Annotated in this window: 21 protein-coding genes; 17 read left to right on the forward strand and 4 right to left on the reverse strand. The window is 69.7% G+C overall.

The features are described from left to right. The 9 genes from ACFSDF_RS03130 to ACFSDF_RS03170 all read left to right on the forward strand — a co-directional run. A partial coding sequence (locus ACFSDF_RS03130) for a hypothetical protein (RefSeq protein ID WP_377156134.1) occupies positions 1-478 on the forward strand: 478 nt, incomplete at its 5' end. Positions 479-480: 2 nt separating this feature from the next. Continuing rightward, the gene (locus ACFSDF_RS03135) at positions 481-1,179 is read left to right on the forward strand and encodes an ABC transporter ATP-binding protein (RefSeq protein WP_167006876.1); all 699 of its coding nucleotides are present in this window, start codon (positions 481-483) and stop codon (positions 1,177-1,179) included. Next, on the forward strand, positions 1,176-3,668 hold the full coding sequence (locus ACFSDF_RS03140) for a hypothetical protein (protein ID WP_167251220.1): 2,493 nt from the start codon (positions 1,176-1,178) through the stop codon (positions 3,666-3,668). Before ACFSDF_RS03135 ends, ACFSDF_RS03140 begins: the two co-directional genes overlap by 4 nt. Positions 3,669-3,787: 119 nt before the next feature. Beyond that, positions 3,788-5,911 (forward strand): TRAP transporter permease, encoded by a 2,124-nt coding sequence (locus tag ACFSDF_RS03145; protein ID WP_167006872.1) that lies wholly within the window; start codon positions 3,788-3,790, stop codon positions 5,909-5,911. Between the two features lie 7 nt (positions 5,912-5,918). Next, a complete protein-coding gene (locus ACFSDF_RS03150; protein WP_377156137.1) occupies positions 5,919-6,908 on the forward strand; it encodes a TAXI family TRAP transporter solute-binding subunit in 990 nt (329 codons plus the stop codon). A gap of 127 nt (positions 6,909-7,035) precedes the next feature. Continuing rightward, positions 7,036-7,359, forward strand: a complete 324-nt coding sequence (locus ACFSDF_RS03155) for a hypothetical protein (protein ID WP_167251226.1) — start codon at positions 7,036-7,038, stop codon at positions 7,357-7,359. Positions 7,360-7,570: 211 nt separating this feature from the next. Continuing rightward, positions 7,571-8,491: a MetQ/NlpA family ABC transporter substrate-binding protein gene (locus tag ACFSDF_RS03160; RefSeq protein ID WP_167251228.1), complete on the forward strand. Its 921-nt coding sequence runs from the start codon at positions 7,571-7,573 to the stop codon at positions 8,489-8,491. A gap of 5 nt (positions 8,492-8,496) precedes the next feature. Then, positions 8,497-9,525, forward strand: coding sequence for a methionine ABC transporter ATP-binding protein (locus ACFSDF_RS03165; protein ID WP_377156140.1), 1,029 nt, complete (start codon positions 8,497-8,499; stop codon positions 9,523-9,525). After that, entirely contained in the window at positions 9,522-10,208 is a 687-nt protein-coding gene (locus ACFSDF_RS03170; protein WP_370465453.1) for a methionine ABC transporter permease, read from the forward strand. Before ACFSDF_RS03165 ends, ACFSDF_RS03170 begins: the two co-directional genes overlap by 4 nt. A 62-nt stretch (positions 10,209-10,270) precedes the next feature. Here the strand turns inward: ACFSDF_RS03170 and ACFSDF_RS03175 are convergent, their stop codons facing one another. Then, entirely contained in the window at positions 10,271-10,495 is a 225-nt protein-coding gene (locus ACFSDF_RS03175) for a hypothetical protein (RefSeq protein WP_167006859.1), read from the reverse strand. A gap of 90 nt (positions 10,496-10,585) precedes the next feature. Beyond that, positions 10,586-11,803: a FlgD immunoglobulin-like domain containing protein gene (locus ACFSDF_RS03180; protein WP_377156144.1), complete on the reverse strand. Its 1,218-nt coding sequence runs from the start codon at positions 11,801-11,803 to the stop codon at positions 10,586-10,588. A gap of 366 nt (positions 11,804-12,169) precedes the next feature. On the opposite strand from ACFSDF_RS03180, the gene ACFSDF_RS03185 reads away from it, so the two are divergent. The 5 genes from ACFSDF_RS03185 to ACFSDF_RS03205 all read left to right on the forward strand — a co-directional run bounded on the left by ACFSDF_RS03185 (position 12,170) and on the right by ACFSDF_RS03205 (position 16,471). After that, positions 12,170-13,114 carry an aliphatic sulfonate ABC transporter substrate-binding protein gene (locus tag ACFSDF_RS03185; protein ID WP_377156146.1) on the forward strand — a complete coding sequence of 315 codons (945 nt, stop codon included), beginning with the start codon at positions 12,170-12,172 and terminating at the stop codon, positions 13,112-13,114. Beyond that, positions 13,111-13,989: an ABC transporter permease gene (locus tag ACFSDF_RS03190; protein WP_377156148.1), complete on the forward strand. Its 879-nt coding sequence runs from the start codon at positions 13,111-13,113 to the stop codon at positions 13,987-13,989. The genes ACFSDF_RS03185 and ACFSDF_RS03190 overlap by 4 nt, the downstream gene beginning before the upstream one ends. Beyond that, on the forward strand, positions 13,962-14,675 hold the full coding sequence (locus tag ACFSDF_RS03195) for an ABC transporter ATP-binding protein (protein ID WP_377156150.1): 714 nt from the start codon (positions 13,962-13,964) through the stop codon (positions 14,673-14,675). Before ACFSDF_RS03190 ends, ACFSDF_RS03195 begins: the two co-directional genes overlap by 28 nt. Positions 14,676-14,753: 78 nt before the next feature. Beyond that, positions 14,754-15,188, forward strand: coding sequence for an RrF2 family transcriptional regulator (locus tag ACFSDF_RS03200; protein WP_167006843.1), 435 nt, complete (start codon positions 14,754-14,756; stop codon positions 15,186-15,188). A gap of 62 nt (positions 15,189-15,250) precedes the next feature. Beyond that, a complete protein-coding gene (locus tag ACFSDF_RS03205; protein ID WP_167006840.1) occupies positions 15,251-16,471 on the forward strand; it encodes a globin domain-containing protein in 1,221 nt (406 codons plus the stop codon). Positions 16,472-16,480: 9 nt separating this feature from the next. Here ACFSDF_RS03205 and ACFSDF_RS03210 read toward each other — a convergent pair whose 3' ends face one another. Continuing rightward, on the reverse strand, positions 16,481-17,392 hold the full coding sequence (locus tag ACFSDF_RS03210) for an ornithine cyclodeaminase family protein (protein WP_167006837.1): 912 nt from the start codon (positions 17,390-17,392) through the stop codon (positions 16,481-16,483). A 136-nt stretch (positions 17,393-17,528) separates the two neighbouring features. On the opposite strand from ACFSDF_RS03210, the gene ACFSDF_RS03215 reads away from it, so the two are divergent. Next, on the forward strand, positions 17,529-19,664 hold the full coding sequence (locus ACFSDF_RS03215; RefSeq protein WP_243845132.1) for a HelD family protein: 2,136 nt from the start codon (positions 17,529-17,531) through the stop codon (positions 19,662-19,664). Between the two features lie 497 nt (positions 19,665-20,161). On the opposite strand, the gene ACFSDF_RS03220 is transcribed toward ACFSDF_RS03215, so the two are convergent. Further along, positions 20,162-22,177 (reverse strand): discoidin domain-containing protein, encoded by a 2,016-nt coding sequence (locus ACFSDF_RS03220; RefSeq protein ID WP_377156153.1) that lies wholly within the window; start codon positions 22,175-22,177, stop codon positions 20,162-20,164. 212 nt (positions 22,178-22,389) lie between these two features. On the opposite strand from ACFSDF_RS03220, the gene ACFSDF_RS03225 reads away from it, so the two are divergent. Then, positions 22,390-24,084 carry a metallophosphoesterase family protein gene (locus ACFSDF_RS03225; protein WP_377156155.1) on the forward strand — a complete coding sequence of 565 codons (1,695 nt, stop codon included), beginning with the start codon at positions 22,390-22,392 and terminating at the stop codon, positions 24,082-24,084. A gap of 77 nt (positions 24,085-24,161) precedes the next feature. Further along, entirely contained in the window at positions 24,162-24,752 is a 591-nt protein-coding gene (locus tag ACFSDF_RS03230) for a hypothetical protein (RefSeq protein WP_167006823.1), read from the forward strand. The last annotated feature ends 102 nt before the right edge of the window (positions 24,753-24,854 follow it).

A 24,854-nucleotide genomic window follows, 5' to 3' on the forward strand; every position in this document is an offset into this window, starting at 1 on the left:
CCGGCCACACGGGCCGGCCACACGGGCCGGCCACACGGGCCGGCCACACGGGCCGGCCACACGGGCCGGCCACACGGGCCGGCCGCGACGATATGAGGTCGAAGATGAGAATGGTCCGTTCACTTGCCACTGCGGGGGCGTTGTTCGCCGTCGCGGTCGTTGCGCCAATGACCGCGCAGGCATCGCTTTCGAGTGCACGGGTAGCAAGATGTGTGTCTGGGGGAACAACGACTACAAGCTGCTGATCGCTGCGCAGGCCGACGGCCAGGGCGTTGTCGATGTCTTCAACGATGCTAACGGTGAGGACAACCAGGCCGACTCGTGGCAGAACCGCTCCAACGACTACAAGGGCTGTCTCTATGACGGACGCAACGGCACCGGTGCCTTGCTGACCATGGGGATCGCGAGCCGGGACGACAACATGTCGGTCTTCGATTCGGACAAGACCTCGAGCATGAGGACCAACAAGGGATGCTGAGCATGGGGGGTCCAGGTCCGCTGGTCAGGGCGGTCGGGGTCGAGCGAGAGTTCGTCTCCCCTGCCGAGACCGTGAGGGCGGTGGGGGGAGTCGACTTCGAGGCGGATTCCGGGGAGTTCGTGTGCTTGTTCGGGCACAGCGGCTCGGGAAAGACGACGATGCTCAATCTCCTTGCGGGGCTGGACCTCCCGACCTCGGGTCGTGTCGTGGTGGCCGGGCACGATCTTGCGCAGATCGGCGCCGAGGGCCGCATCCGGCTGCGTCGTGACGAGGTCGGGATGGTGCACCAGTCGCACCAGCTCATCTCGGAGTTCACCGCAGCGGAGAACGTCGCCCTCCCGATCGAGGCTCGAGGGACGAAGACCGTTGAGGCTCTCGACGAGGCAGAACGGCTGCTCGAGTCGGTGGGTCTCGCCGGTTACGGACGTCGCTACCCCGACGAGCTGAGCGGCGGGCAGCAGCAGCGTGTCGGGATCGCCCGGGCGCTCTCGGGCGGGCGCAAGATCCTGCTGGCCGATGAGCCGACGGGCTCGCTGGACAGCCGCAACGCTGGCGCCATCTTCGACCTGCTGGGGGTGATGTCGGGCAAAGGTGTCTTGGTCATCGTGGCGTCGCACGATCCCGCATGCCGGGAGCGAGCGTCGCGGAGCATCGAGATGCTCGACGGCGTGGTGCACGGCGACGTGACGTCCCTCGCATGATCGGGACGATTCGGCGGCGTCTGCGGTCACGCACCATCGTCGCGACCGTCTTCGCGGCACCGATCCTGTTCATTGCCTTCCTTTTCGCTACCAACAGCTTCATGGACGCGCAGGGCCTGACACCGGCTCAGACTGCCGACGCCGAGCTGGGGAGTGCCTCAGCCGCCGTCACCATGTTCGACGTCGAGCTTCGTGCGAGCACTGACGACGGCGACAGGCTCCGGGGCGCTTTCGAGTCGCAGGGCTCAGGGTTCACCATGGCGTTGAACGTGATCGACTTCCCGCTCTTCCGATGGGGCCTGGACGGGGTCTACTACACCGAAAAGGACTGGGTCCGCAGTCCGGCGACACGCCAGTTCAGCTTGACCAACGGCAGGTGGCCGCGCGACGCCGGTGACGTGGTGCTTGCCGGCGCAGGGTTGACGGGCATGCGTGTCGGCGACGAAATTCCGACTGCAGGCGCGGCGCCTGATCTTCGCATCGTAGGGCTCGCGCGGGCAAAGCTCGACCGCTGGCCAAAGCTGCTGGGCGCCCCGGGGACCTGGCGCCAGATGGCGGAGGTTCGGGGGAGCGACGGCTCACCACTGCTGGCCTTTCCCACCTTCGAGACGACGCAAGACGACGCGGCGGCGCTCATCGACGCCGTCGACCAGGCTGTGGGAAGTACCGCCCTCTCCGCGTCCGGCGAGGGTGCGGCGATCTCCAGGGCGGCGATCGGTGAACGTGTTCAGATCCGCGCCGACCTCGAGGCGGAGTCGCCTCGTCCGTGGACCGCGCAGTCGCCGCTCAGCCTCTGGATTCCCGGGCTCTTGGCGCTGCCGGCCTTGCTGGTGATGGGATACGTGATCCTCGCGAGGCGACTGGAGTCGTCGGCAAGCGTGGCGATGGCGCAAGGCGTCGAGCGGCGCGACGCTCTGCTCGCGGTCTGGCTCGTCCCGCTGCCTCTCATCGTGGTCAGCGCGCTCGTCGCCGCCGCGGGAGGCACGGCGATCGGTTATGCCGCGGCCTTCTGGGGCGAGGGTCGGTGGGGATATTTCGTCACGAATGTCCGCGTCCCGTGGGCCGCTATCGAGGTCAGCGCGGTGGGGGTCGTGCTCGGTCTCACGCTTGGACTCGCCGCGCTCCGGGACCGGATCCTCGTCTCCGGCCGACGCCAACTGTCGGCGGGTACGCGTGGCAGGCTGCGTTCAGCTCGGCAACTCCTCGGCGTCGCGTGTGCGAGCACTACGCTCTGGCAGGCGCTGACCATGCGCGAGCCGAGTGGAGCGATGGCGCTGATCGGCCTCATGGCGCTGACGGCGGCAGCCCTCGGCCCCGAGCTGATCGACGGCCTGCTGCGGGTGATGCCTCGCCGCACCCTGACCCAACGGCTTGTGGCACGACAGATCTCGACGAACCATCAACGGTTGGCTGTCGTGGCTGGCATCTATATCGTGATCGTTGCTGCGACGGTCGGGATGCTCACCATCCTTTCGAGCGAGGTCGCGCTAGAACGCGCCCGGCGACCCGTATCGGTGCCCTCCGGAGACGTGCTGATGGACAGCTTCGGCACCCCGTTCCTGAAGCCCGACCCGGCTGTCGTTGCAGCCGTCGAGACAGTGCACTCGATCAAGCGGGCAGAGCCGATTCAGTTCTTCCTCATCGGCAAGCGAAGAGTGGACCCGTCCACCGGAGTGCTCGAGTCCGAGGAGACGGTCGGTACGCGAGACCGGCCGGGAGTGGCGTTCGCCTTCGACTCCGCGGACGATCTCGAGGGAGCGCTCGGCGTCGTGCTGACATCGGCCGACCGGGAGCTGCTCGCCGATGATGGCGCTCTGGTGATCAACCCCGACCTCGTTCGGGTGGCGCGCGGACGGCTGACGCTGATCGACAACGCGACCGGCAAGAGCGTGGCGAACGTGCCGGCACGCATCGTCGATCCTGCGCAGACCCGGTGGACCCAAGCTGTTCCCTTCGTCATGCTCAGAGCCACCGCGCAGCGTCTGGGGATGGCGACGACCCCCGCTGCGATGCTGTTCAAGGACATCTCCGCCGACGACCGCCGCGCTGCGCGCACGGCTTTGCGCGACAGGGGCCTCGATCCGCGATCGATCGGTGTCTACGAGACGCCCGTGCCCGTGGTTCCGCCTGCCGCGATCGTGGGATCGGTCGTCTTGCTGGTCGCGTTGCTCGTGGGTGTTTCGGTCCTGGCCACCCGCGCCCAGGTCCGCGCCATGCGGGGGTGGGCCAGCAAACTCACCCAGGTGGGCGTGCGGCGACGATGGGCAGCCCGAGCCATCAGCCGTCAGCATGTCTGGATCACCACGTTGTCCGTCGGAGTCGGGGCCTCAGTCGCGGTCGCATCACTGGTGGTCACGGTTGCAAGAGTCCCGCGGTACGACCTCGTGATTCCCTGGACGCTCATCGGTCTCGTGATCGCGGTGGTCGCGCTCTCGACGATACTCAGCGGAAAGCTTGCCTCGCGGCAGCTGGAACCCACCGAACGATGACGATTCAGGGAGGAGAACGCCCACCACGGACCTCCCGGCCACGGGGCGACGTCAAGACTGTGTAAAGCCTGGGGTTCGCGGCCACGGATGTGACACGGATCACGAGTACGTTACCCGCCATGCCCACCGCCGAGCGCGACACCCCGGTCGACCAGACCGACCTCGAACACCTCGCCTCCGAGTACGACGAGGAGCGCCCGTCGCGCCGCCTGTCCCGCCGCTGGGAGCACCTGATCACGCTCTGGTGCTTCGTCGTCGCGGTGTTCGTGCTGCGGCAGGTCTTCTTCCCTCTGCGCGAGGGCAACCAGTTCTATCTCGTCGTCTTCCTGGGCGTCACGCTGCCGCTGGCGTTCCTCCTCTACCGCGGTCGCGCGCGGCGCAGCACGGACGGCCGCGACGACCCTGGTCCGGTCGACTGGCTGCTCGCCCTGGTCGCCCTCGTGGTCGGTCTCTACCCGGTCCTCCCGCTGCCCGACTGGGGGCAGGGTGGGGGAGGGTTCAGCGCGTTCCTCGATCGCCAGGGCGCGCTGGGCACGATCGACGTCGTCGCCGGGCTCCTGCTGCTCCTGCTCGTGCTGGAGGCGACCCGCCGTACGACCGGGTGGGTGCTGCCGATCGTCTGCGCGGTGTTCCTCGCGTACGCCTACTACGGCGGCTTCCTCCCGATCTCGTGGGCGATCTCGCACCGCGGCGAGGACATCGACCAGATCATCAACGCGCTCTACAACGAGGCCAGCGGCTTCTTCGGCGTCCCGCTCGACGTCGCTGCGACGTACATCGTGCTCTTCACGATCTATGGCGCCGTCCTCGACCGGATGGGCGCGGGGCGCTTCTTCGTCGAGTTCAGCTTCTCGCTGTTCCGGAAGTCGGGCACGGCGCCCGGTCGTACGGTCGCGACCTCGGGCTTCCTGCTCGGCACGGTGTCGGGCTCCGGGACGGCGACCGCGGTGACGCTCGGGTCGTTCGCGTGGCCGATCCTCAAGCGTGCCGGCTATCCGCGCGAGGCCGCGGGCGGCATGCTCGCCGCCTCCGGCATCGGGGCGATCCTGTCGCCGCCGACGCTCGGCGCGGCGGCGTTCATCATCGCGGAGTACCTCGGCGTCTCCTACCTGCAGGTGCTCGGCTGGGCCCTCGTCCCCACCCTGCTCTACTACCTCGGCATCTTCCTCGCCGTCGAGATCGACGCCCGCCGCTTCGGCGCCCGGCGCGTGGACATCGACGTCAACAGCCCGTGGGCGCTGCTCGGCCGGTTCGGCTACCACTTCGTGAGCCTCGGCGTCATCATCGTGTTCCTCGCGATGGACGTGCCGCCGTTCAAGGCCGTCGTGTACGCCACCGCCGTGGCCGCCGCCTTCGGGCTGCTCGAGGCCGTCCTGTCGCGGCGCCGGTTCGTCGGTGGCATCGACGAGCGGCCCGAGGACGCCGAGCAGCTGCCGCTGGGGGAGTCGCTGCGGGACTACGTCGCCCGTCTGTACGTGGCGCTCGCGACCGGGATCCGCGGGGCGGTCCCCGTGATCGCGGTGTGCGCCGCGGCGGGCGTGATCACCTCGACGATCGCCAAGACCGGACTCGGGCAGGTGCTCTCATCCCTGCTCATCGACGCTGCCGACGCGCTCGCTCCCAACCACGCGTCGTTGGTCGTGCTGAGCGCGCTGTTCTCCGCCGTCGCGATCATCGTGCTCGGGCTCGCCGTCCCGGTGACCGCGTCGTTCATCCTCAGCTGGATCATCATCGGCCCCGCCCTCATCAGCCTCGGCGCAGAGGGGCCCGAGGTCGCGATGTTCATCTTCTACTACGCGGTCCTGTCGGAGGTGTCGCCGCCGACCGCGCTGGCGGCGGTCGCTTCTGCGGCGATCACCGGCGGCAAGGTGATGGCGACGATGTGGCAGGCGTGCAAGTACACGCTGCCGGCCTTCCTTGCGCCGATGGCGTTCATCATGACCGATAACGGCACGCACCTGCTCGGGCGCGGCGCGCTGATCGACGTCGTGTGGACGACCGCTGTCGCCGCCCTCGCTGTCGCCGCGCTCGCCGTCGCGACGTCCGGCTGGATGTTCGGGCCTACGCGTCGCCTCGAACGCCTGCTGTGCATCCCCGCGGCACTGCTGCTCCTCTACCTCGTCCCGGTCTCGATCGCGATCGGCCTCGCGCTGTTTGTGGCCGCGGTGGTCCTCCACCTCGTGGGCCGCCGTACGCAGCGCCCCACCACGTCACCGTCCGCCACACCCATCACCCAGGAGTGAAGAACCCATGAGACAGACCCGTAGGCTGCTCGCCGCCGGCGCGCTGACCGCCTCCCTCGCCCTCGCGGCGTGCGGGGGGCAGCAGGACAACAACCAGGCCGACGGCGACACTGACAGCTGCGACGCCGGCTCCGGTCGGATCGGGATCGCGACCGGCAACTCGACGGGCGTCTACTACGTCGTCGGCGGTGGCCTCGCCAAGATCATCAGCGACGAGACCGAGCTCAAGGCCACCGCGGCCGAGACCGGGGCGTCGGTGCAGAACGTGCAGCAGCTCGTCGCAGGCGACTACGACCTCGCCTTCTCCCTGGCCGACACCGCGGCGGACGCGGTGTCTGGCACGGGCTCGTTCACCGAGAAGCAGGAGGTCTCGTCGATCGGGCGCATCTACCCGAACTACACCCAGGTCGTCGTCCGCGCCGACTCCGGCATCACGTCGATCGCCGACTTCAAGGGCAAGCGCATCTCGACCGGCTCGCCGAAGTCCGGCACCGAGGTCATCGCCCAGCGGCTGATCGAGGCCGCTGGGCTGTCGCAGGACGACGTGTCGGCGCAGCGCCTCGACCTGACCAAGACCGTCGACGGCATGAAGGACGGCTCGATCGACGGGCTCGTGTGGTCCGGCGGTCTCCCGACTCCGGCGATCACCGACCTCTTCACGTCGATGGGCGACAAGGTCACCTTCCTCGACATCACGCCGGAGCTCCCGGCGCTGCAGGAGATCAACCCCGTGTACGAGGAGGGAAGCATCCCGGCGGCCACGTACGAGCTTGACGCGGACGTGCCGACGGTCGTTGTCCCGAACGTCCTGCTCGCGCGCAACGACATGGCCGACAACGTCGCCTGCGCACTGACGACGGTGGTCTTCGAGGACACCGACGCGCTGGTCGCGGTGCACCCCGCGGCGAAGGACATCCGCCTCGAGGACGCCACGCTGTCGGACCCCGTCCCCGTCCACCCCGGCTCGCAGCGCGCGATCGACGACCTGCAGAAGTAGCAGCCCCGGCCCCCGGCGCCAGCGCACTTTGCGTTGGCCCCCACTCAACGTGCGTGCCCCACCGGTTGTTTCCGGTGGGGCACGTGCTCTGCGGTGGGGTTGCCGAGCAGACGTCTACGATCCGCACATGAGTGAGACGCGCGAGCCGACACCGGCACCTCTGGACCTCCGCGACGACGTGGTCTGGCCCCTGGTCGCCATCGCCCTGGCCGTGATGCCCTTCTGGGTGTTCGGTGGCTCGTCGAGCACGACGACGGTCAACGGCGAGGTCGTCTCGGAGCAGAGCCTCAACCTCCTCGGCCTGCTGCTCGCCGCGCTCGCGATCGGGATCGGCGTCAAGCGGCTGCGGATGAGGGGCGGCAACCCTGTCGTACGGCGTTCGCTCGCGGCCGTCGCGATCGTCGCCGGCCTCGTTCAGCTGCCGATCTCGGCCGGTCTGTGGAGCCTCTGAGCGGCCTTGCGGATCTGAGTCGATTCGACTCGGGATGACCGCAAATGCGTGGTGTCAGTCACGCTGATTCAGGCCGATCCCCGTGTTTCCGAGGGATTTCGAACGTCGCGTCCATCTCGCGATGCGAGACGGGCGGCCAGAATGCGGGACTGCGGCGCAATCTCGAGGGAGGGGCGAACATCCCCGTACCCACCCGAACGAGGAGCACACGATGTCCGAGCAGGTCCCGCAGGTCGCACCGCCGAAGTCCCGCAAGGGGGTGTGGATCGTTGCTGCGGTCGTCGCACTCGCCGTGGTCGTCGGCGTCTTCTTCGCCGTCCGAGGTGGCGACGACGAGGCTGCCGGGATGACCAAGGTCAAGCTCGGAGTCGTCGGTGCGAGCGACCCGTACTGGAAGACCTTCAAGGACGAGGCCGCCAAGGAAGACATCGATGTCGAGGTGATCGACTTCGCCGACTACGCGCAGCCGAACCCGTCGGTCAGCGAGGGCGAGATCGACATCAACCAGTTCCAGCACATCATCTACCTCGCCGACTACAACGTGAAGAACGACGACGACCTCTATCCGATCGGGTCGACGGCGATCTATCCGCTCGGCCTCTACTCGCAGAAGGTCGACTCGGTCGAGGCGATCAAGGACGGCGACACCGTCGTCGTGCCGGACGACGACACCAACCAGGCGCGCGCCCTGCTGCTGCTCCAGTCGGCGGGCCTGATCTCGCTGAAGGACGGCGGCAGCCCGTTCTCCACCCTGAACGACGTCGAGGACTCCTCGCGCGTGAAGGTCCAGGCCATCAAGGCCGACCTCACCCCGACCTCGCTGCCGGACGTCGCGGCGGCGGTCATCAACAACGACTTCGTCGAGAAGGCCGGCCTGACGTTCGCCGACGCGCTCGTCACCGACGACGCGAAGGACCCGAGCGCGCAGCCGTACGTCAACATCTTCGCCGTCCGCGCCGAGGACAAGGACAACGCGACCTACCGCAAGCTCGTCGAGATCTTCCAGAACAGCCAGCCGGTCATCGACGGCCTGCAGGAGGTCTCCGGCAACACGGCGGAGATCGTCAAGCTCCCGGGCGCCGAGCTCGACGGCACCCTGAAGGACGTCGAGTCGAAGATCCAGGCACAGTAGTCGCCATGGCTCTTGTCGAGATGCGCGGCGTCTCGAAGGTGTTCCCGGCACCGTCGCGCGACGGCTCACCCGTGCGTGCGATCGACGACGTCGACCTCGACGTCGAGGCCGGAGACATCTACGGGATCGTCGGCTACTCCGGCGCCGGCAAGTCCACCCTGATCCGCCTGGTCAACGCACTCGAGAGCGCGACGGCCGGGTCGATCAGGGTGGACGGCACGGAGATCACCGGGCTGCGCGAGCGGCAGCTGCAGAAGGTACGGCTGGGGATCGGGATGATCTTCCAGCAGTTCAACCTGCTGCGGTCGCGCACCGTGTACGGCAACGTGATGTATCCGCTGCAGGTCGCCGGCGTCGGCAAGGACGAGGCGCACGCGCGCGTCGCCGAGCTGCTCCAGTTCGTCGGGCTCGCGGAGAAGGCGCACACCTACACCGACCAGCTCTCGGGTGGTCAGAAGCAGCGCGTCGGCATCGCCCGTGCGCTCGCGACCTCGCCCAAGCTGTTGCTCGCGGACGAGTCGACGAGCGCGCTCGACCCCGAGACGACGCAGGAGGTCCTCGCGCTCCTGCGTCGCGTCAACGACGAGCTCGGGATCACGATCATGGTCATCACGCACGAGCTGGAGGTCGTGAAGACGATCGCCAACAGGGTGGCCGTGATGGAAGCGGGGCGCATCGTCGAGCGCGGCCCCGTCTTCAACGTGTTCTCCGATCCTCAGCAGCCGGTCACGCGGCGTTTCGTCTCGACGATCATCGACGACGTGCCTGACCCGGAGGCGCTGGTCGCCCTGCAGGCTCGCCACCCCGGGCGGTTCGTCCGGCTCGCGTTCCGCGACGAGGGCTTACGACAGGCCGACGTGTTCGCCGAGCTGATCCGGCGGGACGTGACCTTCGAGCTCGTCCACGGCGGTATGGAGGATGTCGGCGGCAGGACCTTCGGCAACCTCACGCTGTCGCTGCGGGGCGCCGACCCCGACGTCGATGCGGCCCTCGACGCGATCGGCGCACGCATAGAGACGCGGGAGCTGCGATGAGCGCCGTCGAGATCCTCGCCGCCGACACCCAGATGGGCGAGCTCTGGCCGATCTTCTGGGAGTCGACCTGGCAGACGCTCTACATCGTCGTCATCGCGCTCGCGATCGGCGGTGCCGTCGGCCTCGTCCTCGGCATGGCGCTGTACGTCACGCGTCCCTCGGGGCTCTACCCGAACCGCGTTGTCGCCCTCATCCTGAACGTGCTCGTCAACTTCTTCCGCCCGATCCCGTTCGTCATCCTGATCGCCGCGCTCCAACCTCTTGCGCGCGTGGTCGTCGGCATCGGGATCGGCAACAAGGCGATCATCTTTGCGATGACCTTTGCGGCGGCGTTCGGGATCTCGCGCATCGTGGAGCAGAACCTCGTCACCGTGGATCCCGGCGTCATCGAGGCCGCGCGGTCGATGGGCGCGAGCCGGCTGCGGATCATCCGGACCGTCATCGTCCCCGAAGCCCTCGGTCCACTGATCCTCGGCTATACGTTCGCGTTCGTCGCGGTCGTGGACATGTCGGCGATCGCGGGTGTGATCGGCGGCAACACGCTGGGCAACTTCGCGCTGCAGTACGGCTACCGGCAGTTCGACCCGATAGTGACGTGGTCCGCGGTGATCATGATCGTGATCATCGTGCAGGTGGTGCAGTTCGGCGGGAACTACCTGGCCCGCAAGGTCCTGCGGCGCTGACCCCGTACCCCGTACGGCGAAGGGCCCGGCACGTCACATGACGTGCCGGGCCCTTCGTACGCTCACTTGCTGGGTTCGATGTCGCAGTCGATCTTCGGGTTGGCACCCACATAGTTGAGCGGGCCGGCGATGATCGTCACCGCGATCGTGCCGAGCTTGGCGCAGTTCGCGTCCGAGCCGCGGAAGTATCCGCGCTGGGCGGCCGCGAGGGCGCCGATCACGAGCCACACGACGACGATGACGGTGACGATCTGACGGGTGGACGCTTTGCTGGACGTTCTCGCCATGGAGGCCTCCTGCATGACATGTCCGCCGCGGGGTCGGCGGACGAGGGCGTCACGTTAGCGAACTTTGCCTTCGGTGCGCACGGCGGGAGGTCAGCCGAGCGGCTGCACGCCGCCCGCGGCACCCGCGACGCGGGCATTCGGGTCGACCAGCTGCCGGATCGTGAGGGTGATGCGGAACGACTTGACGTCGTACCGGCTGCCTTCGTAGGCGATGACGCCCCAGTAGAACTCCCCGCGGTCGTTGACGTAGGACCGCGCCCGCGCTCCGGTGGCGGCGAGCATCGTCCGCGTGCCGTACCGCGCCGGGAGTCGGCGCACCTTCCCGAGCTCGCGGTTCTTCTTCACGGAGTACCCCACGGCGACGTTGCGCTTGGCGCGGGTGTGCCCGCCGCCGACGACCTCCAGCCTCAGCGAACTCACGTCGTGCAGGGTCGGCCACCATGCTCCGAACGTCACCTCGACCGCGCCGTCGTACTTGCCGCCGCCGCACTTGTGGCGACTCGCGAGACCGACCGACTTCCTCCACGTCCTGCCCTTACGGGCGGGGCGGAAGACCTTGCCGCACTTGCCGGTGTACGTGCCGGTCGCGTACCGGCGTGGCTCCACCTTCTCGACGACCTTGCGTGTCACGAGCCGGGCGGCCGAGACCGTGACGTTGCGGGTCGGGCTGTGGCCAGTGAGACCGTCGGTGTCGAGGAAGCGGGAGCGGACTCGGTACGTCCCCTTCGGCAGGATCGCCCCGGCGCTGGAGCGACCGGTCCAGCGAGCGCTGCGTGCGGCGCTGGACCAGACGACGGTGCCGGCGCTGTTGAGGACCTGGAGCGATGAGGTCGCGGTGATCTCGCTCGTTGCGGCGGGGCCGGTGAGGGTGATGGCATCGCCGTACCCGTCCGTCCAGGGGAAGACGGCGCCGGCGGACACGCTCGGGGCCACGCCGGCGCGCGGAGGCGTGACGTTGGTGCGGACTGTGGCGTAGTCGAGGGGCGTGGAGCCGTCGATGGCGGGGCGGATGCTGGCGGTGTACGCGCCGTCGGCCACCGCAGTGCCGCCGGTGGTGCGGCCGTCCCACGTCGTGCTCGTGTCACCGGCCGGAAGGTCCGCCAGCGGCCGGGAGGAGACGACCTCGGAACGGCCTGCGGGGCGGATCTCGACGACGGCCGACGGCAGTGCCTCGGGGAGCGTGAAGGTGAGGGTCGCCGTCTTGCCGGGCGTGATGACGGCAGGCGTCGAGACGCCGGCGTGAGCGGGCGACACGGCCGTGAACGGCAACAAGGCGACGGCGAGGGCAGGGACAAGGGTGCGGCGCATGCGGTATTCCTCGGCGGGGATCGTGCTCGCCGGGGTTGGCGTGCGCCGCTCAGCGTAGGGCCGACGATCAGTGACGAGGAACCCTGTTTCCGAACCGTAACCATGCGAAACGATGAGGGTTGCCGCCGCGGGTCACCGCTGTTGACGACCCTCAGGCGCAGCTTCTTCGCGCTCGGCGCCTTGTACGAGACCGTGCCGGTGACGACAGTGTGTCAGGAACGTAAAAACACGCCCGTTCGTCCGGAATCGGTCACACACGCCCGTCGAGGTCCCCTTTTATGTCGGGGCGAGCGCAACCCTGGCCCGACCCTGCGGCCCTCGGAAGACTGACCGCCGTTGCTCCGCCCCGATCCTCCGAGGACCCCCATGCGCAGAACCACCGCCACCCTGACCGCCGCCGTCGCGCTGCTGATGTCGAGCTGGCTGTCGGCCTGCGGTGGCGCGGAGGAGGCCGACGCCGACGAGCCACTCAACGTCGGCTATCAGCGCTTCGGCGGCCTGAGCCTGGTCAAGGCCAAGGATGCGGCGCCGGACGCGAAGTGGTCGCTGTTCGAGAGCGGCCCGGCGCTGACCGAGGCCCTCAAGGCCGGCGCGATCGACATCGGCCAGACCGGTGAGGCGCCGCCGATCTTCGCCGCCGCCGGCAAGACCGACTTCACGATCATCGCGACGTCCGCGCCCGTCCCGAAGGGCGAGGCGGTCCTCGTCAAGGAGGAGAGCGGCTTCAGCACGTTCAAGGACCTCAAGGACAAGACCGTCGCGCTCAACAAGGGCTCCAACGTCAACTGGCTGCTCGTGAAGCTCCTCGAGGCCAACGACATGACGATCGACGACATCGACGTCAAGTACCTCAAGCCCGCCGAGGCACGACCGGCCTTCGACAACGACCAGGTCGACGCCTGGATCATCTGGGACCCCTACTTCGCGCTCGCCGAGCAGCCGGGCGTCAAGGTGCTCGTCGACGCGACCGGCCTGGCGAACAACCGCGAGTACGTGCTCGTGACCCCGGAGGCGCTGAAGGAGAAGCCCGAGCAGATCGAGGAGTTCCTCCGCACGTACCGCGAGACGACCGACTGGGGCCTCGCTCACCCGGCAGAGCGCGCGGACCTTCTCGCGCCGGAGCTCAAGATCCCGCTCGACACCACAACGCGCGCCCTCGCACGCAGCGCCCAGCCGCTGGCCGCGCTCACACCGGAGATCGGTGCCGAGCTCCAGGAGATCGCCGACGGCTTCGCCGACCTTGAGCTGATCCCCGGTCCGGTCGACATCGCGGGTCGGGTCGACGACCGCTACTCGGACATCCTCGAGTGAGCCGAGCACCGCTGGCCGCATCCGCGCCCGCACCCGCACAGTCCGGGGTGGGCGCGGAGCCCGTGGTGGCCGCAGGCGTTCGTACGGGGTCCGCGCGCCGGCGCTCCCGTACGGACGTCCGGCTCCGCCGGCTTCGCCTGGCCACTCCGCTCCTCCTCGTCGGCGCGTGGGAGCTCCTCGCCCGTACGGGCATCCTGTCTCCGGACAAACTGCCGCCGCCCAGCGAGGTCCTCGCAGCGGGCTGGCGTCTGACGCAGGACGGCAGCCTGCCCGCGCACGTGTACGAGTCGCTGACGCGCGCCGTGATCGGCCTGGCGATCGGAGGTGGTCTCGCGCTTGTGCTCGGCGCGTTCGCCGGGCTCCTGCGGGTCGGTGATGCGCTCGTCGACCCGACCGTCCAGATGGCGCGGATGCTCCCGCACCTCGGTCTCGTCCCGCTGCTCATCATCTGGCTCGGCATCGGGGAGCCGCTCAAGATCACGCTGGTGGCGCTCGGCGCGTTCTTCCCGATCTATCTGAATCTCTACGCCGGCATCCGCAACATCGACGAACGTCTGGTCGAGGCCGCCCGGACCTGCGGCCTGTCGGCACTCGGACGTGTCCGGCACGTGGTGATCCCGGGGGCGATGCCGTCGCTGTTCCTCGGGCTGCGCCTCGCGTTCGCGGCGGGCTGGTTGAGCCTGGTGGTCGGCGAGCAGGTCAACACCGACTCGGGGCTCGGTTTCATGATGATGGAGGCGCGCGAGTTCTCCCAGACGGAGATTGTGCTCCTCGGACTCTTCGCGTACGCGGTGCTCGGGCTGCTGTCCGACGTCGCGCTGCGCGCAGCCGAGAGGAGGGCGCTGTCGTGGCGACGCGGACTGCAGGCTTCGTAGCGGCGCGAGACGTACGCCGCAGCTTCGGCGACACGGTCGTGCTCGACGGGATCGACCTGCACATCGAGCGCGGCGAGGTCGTCGCGCTGCTGGGCGCGAGCGGGTCCGGCAAGAGCACGCTGCTGCGGATCCTCGCCGGGCTCGACGACGAGGCGACCGGCGAGCTCGACGTGCCGTCGTCCCACGCGGTCGTCTTCCAGGAGCACCGGCTCCTCCCGTGGAAGCGGGTCGCGGGCAACGTCGCACTCGGCGTGCGGGGCGCGGACGTGGCGGAGCGGGTCTCGGCGGCGCTGGCCGAGGTCGGTCTGGCCGATCGCGAGCGGGCGTGGCCCGGCGAGCTCTCGGGCGGGCAGTCCCAGCGGGTCGCGATCGCCCGTGCGCTCGTCCGACGGCCCGAGCTGCTGCTGCTCGACGAGCCGTTCGGCGCGCTCGACGCCCTCAACCGCCTCAAAATGCAGCGGCTCTTCCGCGAGCTCCAGACCGCGCACGACTTCGCGGCACTCCTCGTGACCCACGACGTCGACGAGGCGGTCCTGCTCGCGGACCGCCTGCTCGTCCTCGAGGATGGCCGGCTCATCGAGGAGATCGAGGTCTCGCTCCCGCATCCTCGCGCCGTCGACGACGCGGCGTTCGGCGCGCTGCGACGACGGTTGCTGACCCTGCTGAACGTTCCCGCGGAGGCGTAGGTCGTACGAGCGTCGATGTGACGTTCCCGACGCCGCCATATCTTGCACTCCAGATTCCGATTTAAGTAGCGTCGTGCCATGCAGCTGGCGCAGTTCACCGATCTGGGACTCCGGATCGTGATGGGCCTCGCGGTGCTCCCCGCCGGCGAGACGAGGCGTACGCAGGATGTCGCCGCTCAGATCGACGTCTCCCCGACCCACGCTGCCAAGGTCGTCGCCCGCCTCGCCTCGCTCGGAGTCGTCGAGACCCGACGCGGCCGTACCGGCGGTCTCTCGCTGACCGACGCCGGACGCGAGACGTCCGTCGGCTGGCTCGCGCGTCAGCTCGAGGGGGTGGGCGAGGTCGTCGACTGCGAGGGCGGCGTGCCGTGCCCCCTGCGCGACGCGTGCCGCTTGCGCGGTCTCCTCGCGCAGGCGCGCGAGGCCTTCTTCACGACCCTCGACGGACACACGATGGCCGAGATCGCCGGCCACCCGACAGGGACCGTCCTCCTCACGTTGGCGGCGCGATGACCTCGCCGTCACCGGCTCCGCGGCCCACCCGGCGCCGCTTCCACCCCTACGAAGGGAGCTCCATGCTGTCTGCCACCTCCACCGAGGTCGTCCGCGCCACCCTGCCCGCCGTCGGCGGCGCGATCGGCGAGATCACTCCGATCTTCTACCGACGGATGTTCGCCGCCCATCCCGAGCTGTTGCGCGACGTGTTCAACCGTGGCAACCAGGCGCAGGGCGACCAGCAGCGTGCGCTCGCCGGTGCCATCGCGGCGTACGCGACCCTCCTCGTCGACCCGGACGCGACGCCGGCGTCGGCACTGATGTCGCGGATCGCGCACAAGCACGCGTCCCTCGGCATCCTGCCCGAGCAGTACGCGATCGTGCACGAGCACCTGTTCGCTGCGATCGTGGAGGTGCTCGGTGAGGCCGTCACACCCGAGGTGGCCGCGGCCTGGGACGAGGTCTACTGGCACATGGCGGACGCCCTGATCGCCGCCGAGAAGGGCTTGTACGAGACGGCGGGTGTGGAGTCGGGCGACGTCTGGCGCACGCTCGTCGTCGCCGACCGTCAGCTCGTCTCCACCGACACCGTCGCCTTCACGCTCGCGGATCCCGACGGCCTGGCGCTGCCGGACTTCCTGCCCGGGCAATACGTGTCGGTGCAGGTCGAGCTGCCCGACGGCGCCCATCAGATCCGGCAGTACAGCCTGTCGGCCGCGCCCGGCTCCGGCGCCTGGCGCATCGGCGTGCGGCGGATCCCCGCAAACGCGCCCGACGGCACCCCGCAGCCGGCCGGGGAGGTGTCCAACCACCTGTACAACAACCTCTTCGAGGGCGACCGCGTCCGCGTCTCGCTCCCGTTCGGCGACCTGACGCTCGACGACTCGGCCGAGCCTCTGGTCCTGGTCTCGGCAGGCATCGGTGTCACGCCGATCCTCGGCATGCTCGACCACCTGGCGAGCGCGCGTGCGGAGCGTCGCGTCGAGGTCATCCACGCTGACCGCACGCCTGCCCGACATGCCCACCGCGCCGAGCTCTCCGCCCTGGTCGCGCGCATCCCTGGCGCCACGCTGCACACCTGGTACGAGGACCTCGGCACACGCGAGCCTCAGGGGCGTGTCCGTGCGGGACGGGTCGATCTCGAGTCGGTCGAGCTCCCGGCCGGCGCGACGGCTTACCTGTGCGGGCCGCTGCCGTTCATGCTCGGCGTGCGCGATGCGCTGGTCGCGCGCGACGTCCCCGCCGAGCGCATCCACTACGAGGTCTTCGGGCCCGACACCTGGATCGCCTCGGCGTCCTGACCGTCCGCGTCAGGCGAGCCCGGTGAGCTTCGCCAGCAGGTAGGGCTCCGTGCCGGCGAGGCCGACCGAGTAGAAGACGCACACCTGGTCGTGCGAGGTCCGTCCCGTCGCGGCCCCGTCGAGGACCGCCCCCAACTCCTGGAGGTGGTCCTCGACGCGCGTGCCGACGACGGTGGTCGGCGGGTCGTGCTCCAGCGCCTGGGCGCGCGAGTCGGTGACGACCACGTCAGCGGCCTCGAGGAACTCGGCGTCGACCTCGTGCCGCCCCATCTGCTTGGGGCCGAGCGTGGCGACGTACGCGCCGGGCGTCAGCCAGTCGTACGCGAGGACCGGCTCGTTGCTCGGCGTCGCGCAGACGACGAGGTCGGCGCCGTCGACCGCGTCGCGGGCCGAGCGGCTCGGGGTGCAGTCGAGCCCCAGTTGCTCGCGGGCGCGTCGCGCGAAGCCCTCCGCATGGACGGGGTCGCGGGTGAACACGCGGACCTCGGAGAGATCCCGTACGGCGTCGATCGCCCACAGCTGAGTCCAGGCCTGGGTGCCCGCGCCGATCAGCGCGAGGCGGGACGCGTCGGCGGTCGCGAGCGTGTCGGCGGCTGCGCCTCCGATCGCGCCCGTACGACGCGGGCCGAGCTCGGCGCCGACGGCCATCGCGTGGACCCGTCCGAGCTCCGCGTCGTGGACGACGACGACCTGGTCGCCGGCGACGAGGCCGAAGGTGTCGTACGCGCGGTAGCCGTACCAGTGACCGTCGAGGTGCCCGGCCGTCACGACCAATGAGCCGGCGCCGATGTCGGCCCGGATGCGGGCCGGCGCATGGAGCTGTCCGCGGTGCGCCGCGACGGCGGCGTCCTTCATCCACTGCACGGCATCGCGGGCCCGCAGCATGGCAAGAACGGCGGTGTCGGTCAGGAACTCGACCATGGCTACACCGTCGCAGAGACCGTGTGTACAGGCACGGCGAGGGCGATGTGGGGGCCATGCCGGGACGACGCAGGGAATGCCAGACGGCCCGATACACTTGACAGTTCTGTCCCTGGTGTCGCGAACGAGGAGCAACGTGCCAGAGCACCCCACCCAGCCGTCGGCCGAGCAGCGTGAGATCGCTGACGAGCAGGCATACGTCGACGTCGTCTACGGACGTCTCGAGGAGTCGACGAAGGCGGCGCAGGCGCTGGCCCGAGAGGGCTACGCGCGCGGGCACGTAGGCCACGAGGGTGGGCTGGTGGAGCGCGACGCGATGGTCTACCAAGCGTCCAAGCGCATCGCCGCGCTGAACGCCGCCCACGAGGGGTTGGTCTTCGGTCGCCTCGACCTCCTCGACGGCGACAAGCGCTACATCGGCCGAATCGGTGTCCGTGACGCCGAGCGCGAGGTGCTGCTCATCGACTGGCGGGCGCCCGCGGCGTCGGTGTTCTACCAGGCGACCGCGCAAGATCCGGCGGGCGTCGTGCGGCGGCGCGTGCTGCGCAGCCGCGGTTCGACCGTGGTCGGGGTCGAGGACGACCTGCTCGACGGCGACCACGCCCCCGACGACATGGTGGTCGTCGGCGAGGGAGCGCTGCTCGCGAGCCTGTCGCGCGCCCGTGACGCGTCCATGCACTCGGTCGTCGCGACGATCCAAAAGGAGCAGGACGAGGCGATCCGCGCACCCAGCCGCGGCGCCACCACGATCGGCGGCGGGCCGGGCACGGGCAAGACCGTCGTCGCGCTGCACCGCGCCGCCTACCTTCTTTACGTCGATCGTCGCCGTTTCGAGTCGGGCGGCGTGCTCGTCGTCGGGCCGTCGGGCGTCTTCATGAACTACATCGAGCGGGTCCTTCCGAGCCTCGGCGAGACGTCCGTGACGCTGCGCTCGCTCGGGGAGGTCGTCGACGGCGTCTCGGGGCGCGCGCACGACCCTGCCGACGTGGCGGCCGTCAAGGGCTCCGCCCGCATGCTCGAGGTCCTGACCCGTGCCGCGCGCGCCGCGCAGCCGGGGGAGCCGACCGGGTTCCGCTACTTCTACCGCGACGACGTCCTGCGCCTCGACGCCGCCGCACTCCACCGGCTGCGCCGCCAGCTCATTTCTGGGCAGCAGCGCAACCGTGCGTACGGGCGCGTCCAGAAGACGCTGCTCGACGCGCTCTGGGCACAGGTCGAGGGTGAGCGCGCGCTCGAGAAGGAGCGCGACGAGTTCGACAAGGTCCTCACCGGCGACGACGCGTTCCTCGAGTTCGCCGCCGCGTGGTGGCCGCCGCTCGACGCGGTCGACGTGTGGGAGTCGCTCGCCGACATCGACGTCCTGCGCCGCTACGCCGATGGCGTCCTCAAGCGCCGGGAGATCGAGCTGCTCGCGCGCGCCTGGCAGGAGGCGGACGGCGTGCCGTCGATCGAGGACGTGCCGCTCATCGACGAGTTGCGCTACCTGCTCGGCGAGGTGCCGCCGGCCGACGCCGACGACGACCCGTACGACGTCAAGCAGCTGATGTCGTTCGAGCGCGAGGACCAGTCCGTGCGCAAGCAGCGGTCGACCCAGTCGATCGAGGACGACTCCTACGCGCACGTGCTCGTCGACGAGGCCCAGGACCTGTCCCCGATGCAGTGGCGGATGCTCGGACGTCGCGGAAAGTATGCGAGCTGGACGATCGTCGGCGACCCGGCGCAGTCGTCCTGGCCGTACCCCGACGAGGCCGCGGCGGCGCGGGCGGCAGCTCTCGACGGCAAGGACGAGCACTTCTTCCGGCTGTCCACGAACTACCGCAACTCGGCCGAGATCTACGACCTGGCCGCAGCGGTCGCGCACGCGACGATCCCGGGCGCCGACACTCCGGACGCGGTGCGTCGTACGGGCCAGGAGCCGCGCCACGAGATCGTCTCGCCGGACCTGCTGCACGCCGAGGTCCGCAGCGGGGTGCGCGACCTGCTCGGCGCGGTCGACGGCTCGGTCGCCGTGGTGGTCCCGTCCGCCCGTCGTGACGAGCTGACGGAGGCGTTGTCCGAGGAGCGCGAGGAGTTCGAGCGCCTACGGGTGCTCGACGGTCTCGACACCAAGGGCCTGGAGTTCGACGCGGTGCTCGTGGTGGAGCCCGACCAGATCGTCGCTGAGTCCGTCGCGGGGTGGCGCACGCTGTACGTCGTGCTCACGCGTGCGACCCAGCTGCTGCTCACGGTCGGGTCGACCCGCAAGTGGCTGGACCGCATCGACGCGCCCTGACGCTCGCGAGTCACTGCGGTACGCACGCGGCGAGCTCGGTGGACAAGGCGCTTGAGCGCCTTCTTGGCCGCCGAGACGGTGCGCGTGTCGAAGGTTGCGCCGCGGTCGTGGGCCGACCTGCGCGTCGCCGCCTTCGACATCCCGAACGCGTGGGTCGGACCTCCGACGACGAGCAGCTCGGTGTCCGGATCGAGCGTGACCTGCGGGGACGCCTCCTCGATCGTGACGGCGTCGGTTGCCGAGGCGTACGGCAATCCCTTCACCGATCGCTCTGGCGATGGCCTCGGTGTTGCCCCAGATCGATTCGTAGACCACCTGGACGCGTGCCATCGGCGACACCCCCTGGGCTCACGCGAGGACGTGCGACGGTGGCTCGCGAGTGCGCAGGCTCCCTCGCCGTGCCGTTGACGGCTGCGTCGGACGAGGCGCCGCTTTCGTGCACCGAGCGACGCGGATACCCGTCGCTCGGTGCACAAAACCGAAGCCTCGCGAGCGGACTAGCTGAAGATGCCGAGCTCTCGGATCGAGATCCCGTAGTCCGTCGCGCGACTCACCCCCTGCACCCGCACGTACCGCGCCGACCGCGGCGTGAACATCACCGTGTCTGACCCGCCGTTCGAGGCGTCCACGGTCGCGGCCGTGCTCCACGTGCTCCCGTTCGTCGACACCTCCACGCGGTAGCGAGGTGCGTACGCCGCCTCCCAGTCGATCGTCACCCGCGACACCTGCCGTGCGGTGTTGAGATCGACCTGGAACCACTCGTCGTCGTGGCCCCACCGGCTGGCCCACCGCGTCGACAGCGATCCGTCGACCGCCTGGGCCGGCTTCAAGCGACCGAGCACCGTCCACTCGGTGGAGCTCGCGCTTGCCGCTGCCCCGCCGGCGAGGTTGACTCCACGAGCCCAGGTCGCCGAGGCGTTCCAGGTGTCGAGGTAGGACTGCGCGCCGGCCATGAGGTCGTCGGTGATCGCCGACCCGGCCGTGCGGCGCAGGCTCTCGATCCAGTCGGGGACCATGCCGTAGTGCGAGACGCCCTCGGTGTTGTAGTCCCACACCCGCTGACCCGTACGCTGCCGGTCGAGCACCGCGCCGCCATCGACCGAGGTGAACGGGTACGTGAGCTTCTGGCCGTCGTTCGCCGGGGGAGCGGGTGTGCCTCCGAAGCCGTTCATGTCCGTCCCGTAGCCGTACCCGACGCCGTACTTCGCGCGCAGCGAGCGGGTCGCCTGCCAGTCGGCGACGTACTCACCGACCGAGTGGCCGTACTGCGTCGCGAAGCCGCCGAGCTTGTAGAGCCGCTCCGTCGACGTGCCGGCGAGCCAGCTGTGGCTCGAGAGGGAACCGGGGTAGCCCGACGCCTCCATGAGCTCGAACGCACGGTCGGCCGACTTGGCACTCATGTGGTCCAGCTCGACCATCATGTTGCGCTGCATCATGCCCTTGAGCGCATACTCGCCGAGGTCCGAGAGCCCGCGGGGGTTGCAGTGAGGCCCGGTCGGATAGACGGGCAGCACGGCCGGCAACCCCGGAATGATCGACAGCTCCTTCGGGATCACCCCTCCGATGACCGTGTTGTCGGGCGTCTGACCCGGTTTGCACGGCTGCGGGTTCCACCAGGTGCCGGTGGTGAGGAACTGCCCGACGTTGACGATCAGCCCTGTGGTGCCGGCGTCGTAGCGCACGCCGCAGAGCGCGTTGTCGAACTTGTGGCAGAGGAACATGCTGCTCACGCCGAGGCCCTTGAGCTCGTCGAGGCCACGGTCGATGTCGCTCTTGTTGCACTGTGCGACCCCGAGGACCTGCTTGCAGCCGAACGGCTCGGACACCTCGACGCCCAGCACCACCGCGAGCTTGCCCTGCTCGACGACGCTGCGGGCCTGCTGGGGCGTCGTGACGACACGGAACCAGCCCTTGCCCGCGCCGCCGTACTGGCCGTCGATGTAGTCCTGGAGTGCGTACGTCTTGCGCGCCTCGCGCCGCACCGCGTCCATGTCGTTGCACGGTGCTTCGTTCGGCCCTGCGACGACACCGAGGATCGTGCAGAGACCGGTGTTGGAGACGAGGTCGTTGACCATGATCCGCTGGCCGCCGCGCCACGCCCGCTCGACCCACTTGTAGTACATCTGCTGGTGCGTGAAGGACGAGTACGTCGGCCACTCGGGGAATGTCGGCCAACCCGTCGTGTCGTGCTTGTCGAGCGGCCCGGCGCCCTTGACGGAGTTCGTGAGGTTCTCCAGCAGCGAGGCGCCGTGGCCGTCGCAGTCCTGCAGTGCGGCCGCGATGCCCCGCGGGTCGAACGTCTCACCGCAGACGGCGTGCCCGCCGAAGCCCTCGTCGGAGAACATGTGGGTGTGCGCGTCGACGAACCCGCGGACGTCGCCGTTCGGGGCGGTGCCGGTGAACGGTGCACCCGTCACGTTGACCTCGGACTCGACTGCGGGCGGGTTCGTCGGCTCCCACCACTCGCCTTGCGCGGCGGCCGGCGCACCCGCCGCCGCGACCGTGAGCGCCACCGCTGCCGCGATCGCACCAATGCCTCGTCTCGGGAGCCCTCTGCTCCGTCTGCTGCTCGCTCTCATCGCGTCCCGCCCTTCGTCCAGGTCCCTCCACTTGACCCGGAATGTTAGGTGCGTCACATCTTGGGCGCCAGTCCAAGTTGTGCAGGTGCCCGAGATGCGACGCCCGTCGCTGACGCGCCGTTGCCCGATGCGACAGACTGAAGGCGATGTCTGTGCCGAACGAGTCTCCCGTACCCGCCGATCCCTCGACCGTCACCGCCCGTCGCCGTCGCCGCTGGATCCCCGTCGTCCTCCTGGTCGCCGTCGGGCTCGCGGTCGGGAGCGTCGTCGCTCTGGCGACGTTCACCAACGCCCACCGCACTGTGCTCGTCGGTGCCCACTCCGGTGTCGTGACCCCGACCTTCGACGGCCACGCGACGCTCGACTTCGGATCCGTCCTCCCGCAGATCCGGATGCCCATCGACGCCCCGCTCGGGGTCGGCGTCTCGATCGACATCGGCGACACCGAGGCCGACAGCCTCGACGAGCTCGTCGCCCGCGACGCCGTGATCGCGTCGCAGCCCGAGGCTGAGGTCGAGCAGATCCGCACGGTCGTACGTGACGTCGCGGTGGCGTCCGCCCTGCGTGGTCTCGGTGCCGGCCTCGCGGTCGTCCTCATTCTCATGGCCGTGTGGATGCTCGTCGGCCGGCGGCGCCGCCACGAGATCGCGGCGCGCGTCCGGGGCGCCTTCCGTCGTCGCCAGGCTCCCCACTCACCCGTACGGGCGCTCGTCGCGTTCGCGCTCGCGGGCGTGCTCGCGCTCGTCCTCCTCACGTGGCCGCAGCCGGCCGTCGAGGAGGTCGCCGACAAGCGGTGGCGGCCGATCGAGGAGGTGTACCCCGAGATCCCTGACGACCTCGACCTCGGCGCCGTCGAGATCTCCTCGGGCAGTGCCACCGATGCCAGCCGCGCGATCGTCGAGTCCGCGATCACCACGTACGACACGTCGGTGAAGTTCTACGGTGCGATGAAGGACCGCGTACCCGAGATCGCCCCGCAGCTGCGTCAGCCGGCGGAGGGCGAGATCGTCGCAGTGCTCGTCGCGGACCGTCACGACAACGTCGGCATGGACTCGGTCGTCCGGGCCGTGGCCGACGAGGTCGATGCGTCGCTGCTCATCGACGCCGGCGACGACACGTCGACCGGTGCCTCGTGGGAGGGGTTCAGCATCCGCTCGCTCGCACGCCAGTTCCGCGACATCCCGACGGTCGCTGTCGCGGGCAACCACGACGAGGGCGACTTCGTCGCCGAGCAGATGAAGAAGGAGGGCTTCACCGTCCTCGACGGCGAGCCCACCGACGTCGAAGGCATCCGCTTCCTCGGCTACAGCGACCCCCGCAGCTCCGGCTTGACGGCAGGCTGGGAGCAGGGTTCGACGTCCATCCGCGAGCAGGGCAAGGAGCTCACGGAGACCGCCTGCGACGACGGCGACGTCAGCACGGTCGTCGTGCACAGCCCGACGACGGGGGAGGAGGTCGCGGCCTCCGGGTGCGTCGACCTCGTCCTGTCCGGCCACCTCCACGTGCAGCGCGGGCCGACGGTGACCACGGCACCCGACGGACGTCGTACGGTCTCGTACACGAACGCGAGCACCGGCGGTGCCGCATTCGCGTTCGCGCTGGGCAGCAAGCTGCGTCGGCAGGCACAGACGACGCTCATCACCTACCGGGACGGGCGTCCGGTCGGGTTGCAGCCGGTCAACTTCAACCCCGACGGCACGATCGCTGTCGCCGACTACGTCGCCTTCGACCTGGCGTCGGAGCCGTCGCCCGCGGACATCCCGACCACGACGCCGCCCGAGCCGACGACCACGACGCCGACGGCCACGACGCCGACGACCACGACCACGCCGGAGGAGTGAGGTGCCGGGGGTCGCTCGGGGTCGTCTCCGTGGTGTCACCGATGGGCGCAGCAGCCTCCGCGGTGCACCGTGGTGAGATGACTCCCGCGGCGCCTCTCGGTCCACGCCACCCGCTCGTCGTGGGCCCGGCGCTCGTCGCACCGCTGCTGGTGCTCGTCGCCGGCCTCCTTCGTCTCGTCGACGTGATGGACGGCGGGTACGGCGATGGGCCCGCGTGGGACCTCGGTCACGCCGCGCTCCTGTTCGCCTTCCTCCTGCTCGCCGTGCTGGTCGTGGGCCTGGCGCGCAGCGTCCCGCCCATCACCGGATCCGGCCGCGGGGTGACCGAGGCGGCGGTCGCCGTCGGGCTCCTCGGTGCCGTCGGCTCTATGTGGGTGGCGGTCGCGGCCCTTGCGCCCGAGAGCGCCGCGGCCGCCCACCTGCCAGGGTCGGTCTCGGGGGCTGCCGCCACGCTGCTCGTCGCAGGTCTTGCGACCTTGCTGCTCCTGCTTGTCGAGCACGGCGCGCTGGCGTGGTGGAGTCCGGCGGCCGTCGTGACCGGGGCACTCGCCGTCGCCTGGCAGGTCGACCTGATGCCGTTCGCCGCCTCGCTCGTCCTGCTCGGTCTGGCGCCGCTGACGTCGCTGCGCCTCCCGCTGCCCTCGGGTTCACCCGTCGTTCAGCGCTGAACCGCTCACGGCGTGGTCCTCTGCTCGGCACGTGCGCTACGCTCGCGCCCATGAACGCACGCACCACGCTCGGTTGGTGGCGCCACCTCTAGGTGGCGTCTC

It is taken from the genome of Mumia zhuanghuii (assembly GCF_042681565.1).
In the GTDB taxonomy this organism is placed as follows: domain Bacteria; phylum Actinomycetota; class Actinomycetes; order Propionibacteriales; family Nocardioidaceae; genus Mumia.

Bases quoted from the DNA above. Each gene is read 5' to 3' on its own strand.
- ACFSDF_RS03135 (WP_167006876.1), top strand. From the start codon at position 481: ATGGGGGGTCCAGGTCCGCTGGTCAGGGCGGTCGGGGTCGAGCGAGAG.
- ACFSDF_RS03140 (WP_167251220.1), top strand. From the start codon at position 1,176: ATGATCGGGACGATTCGGCGGCGTCTGCGGTCACGCACCATCGTCGCG.
- ACFSDF_RS03145 (WP_167006872.1), top strand. From the start codon at position 3,788: ATGCCCACCGCCGAGCGCGACACCCCGGTCGACCAGACCGACCTCGAA.
- ACFSDF_RS03150 (WP_377156137.1), top strand. From the start codon at position 5,919: ATGAGACAGACCCGTAGGCTGCTCGCCGCCGGCGCGCTGACCGCCTCC.
- ACFSDF_RS03155 (WP_167251226.1), top strand. From the start codon at position 7,036: ATGAGTGAGACGCGCGAGCCGACACCGGCACCTCTGGACCTCCGCGAC.
- ACFSDF_RS03160 (WP_167251228.1), top strand. From the start codon at position 7,571: ATGTCCGAGCAGGTCCCGCAGGTCGCACCGCCGAAGTCCCGCAAGGGG.
- ACFSDF_RS03165 (WP_377156140.1), top strand. From the start codon at position 8,497: ATGGCTCTTGTCGAGATGCGCGGCGTCTCGAAGGTGTTCCCGGCACCG.
- ACFSDF_RS03170 (WP_370465453.1), top strand. From the start codon at position 9,522: ATGAGCGCCGTCGAGATCCTCGCCGCCGACACCCAGATGGGCGAGCTC.
- ACFSDF_RS03175 (WP_167006859.1), bottom strand. From the start codon at position 10,495: ATGGCGAGAACGTCCAGCAAAGCGTCCACCCGTCAGATCGTCACCGTC.
- ACFSDF_RS03180 (WP_377156144.1), bottom strand. From the start codon at position 11,803: ATGCGCCGCACCCTTGTCCCTGCCCTCGCCGTCGCCTTGTTGCCGTTC.
- ACFSDF_RS03185 (WP_377156146.1), top strand. From the start codon at position 12,170: ATGCGCAGAACCACCGCCACCCTGACCGCCGCCGTCGCGCTGCTGATG.
- ACFSDF_RS03200 (WP_167006843.1), top strand. From the start codon at position 14,754: ATGCAGCTGGCGCAGTTCACCGATCTGGGACTCCGGATCGTGATGGGC.
- ACFSDF_RS03205 (WP_167006840.1), top strand. From the start codon at position 15,251: ATGCTGTCTGCCACCTCCACCGAGGTCGTCCGCGCCACCCTGCCCGCC.
- ACFSDF_RS03210 (WP_167006837.1), bottom strand. From the start codon at position 17,392: ATGGTCGAGTTCCTGACCGACACCGCCGTTCTTGCCATGCTGCGGGCC.
- ACFSDF_RS03225 (WP_377156155.1), top strand. From the start codon at position 22,390: ATGTCTGTGCCGAACGAGTCTCCCGTACCCGCCGATCCCTCGACCGTC.
- ACFSDF_RS03230 (WP_167006823.1), top strand. From the start codon at position 24,162: ATGACTCCCGCGGCGCCTCTCGGTCCACGCCACCCGCTCGTCGTGGGC.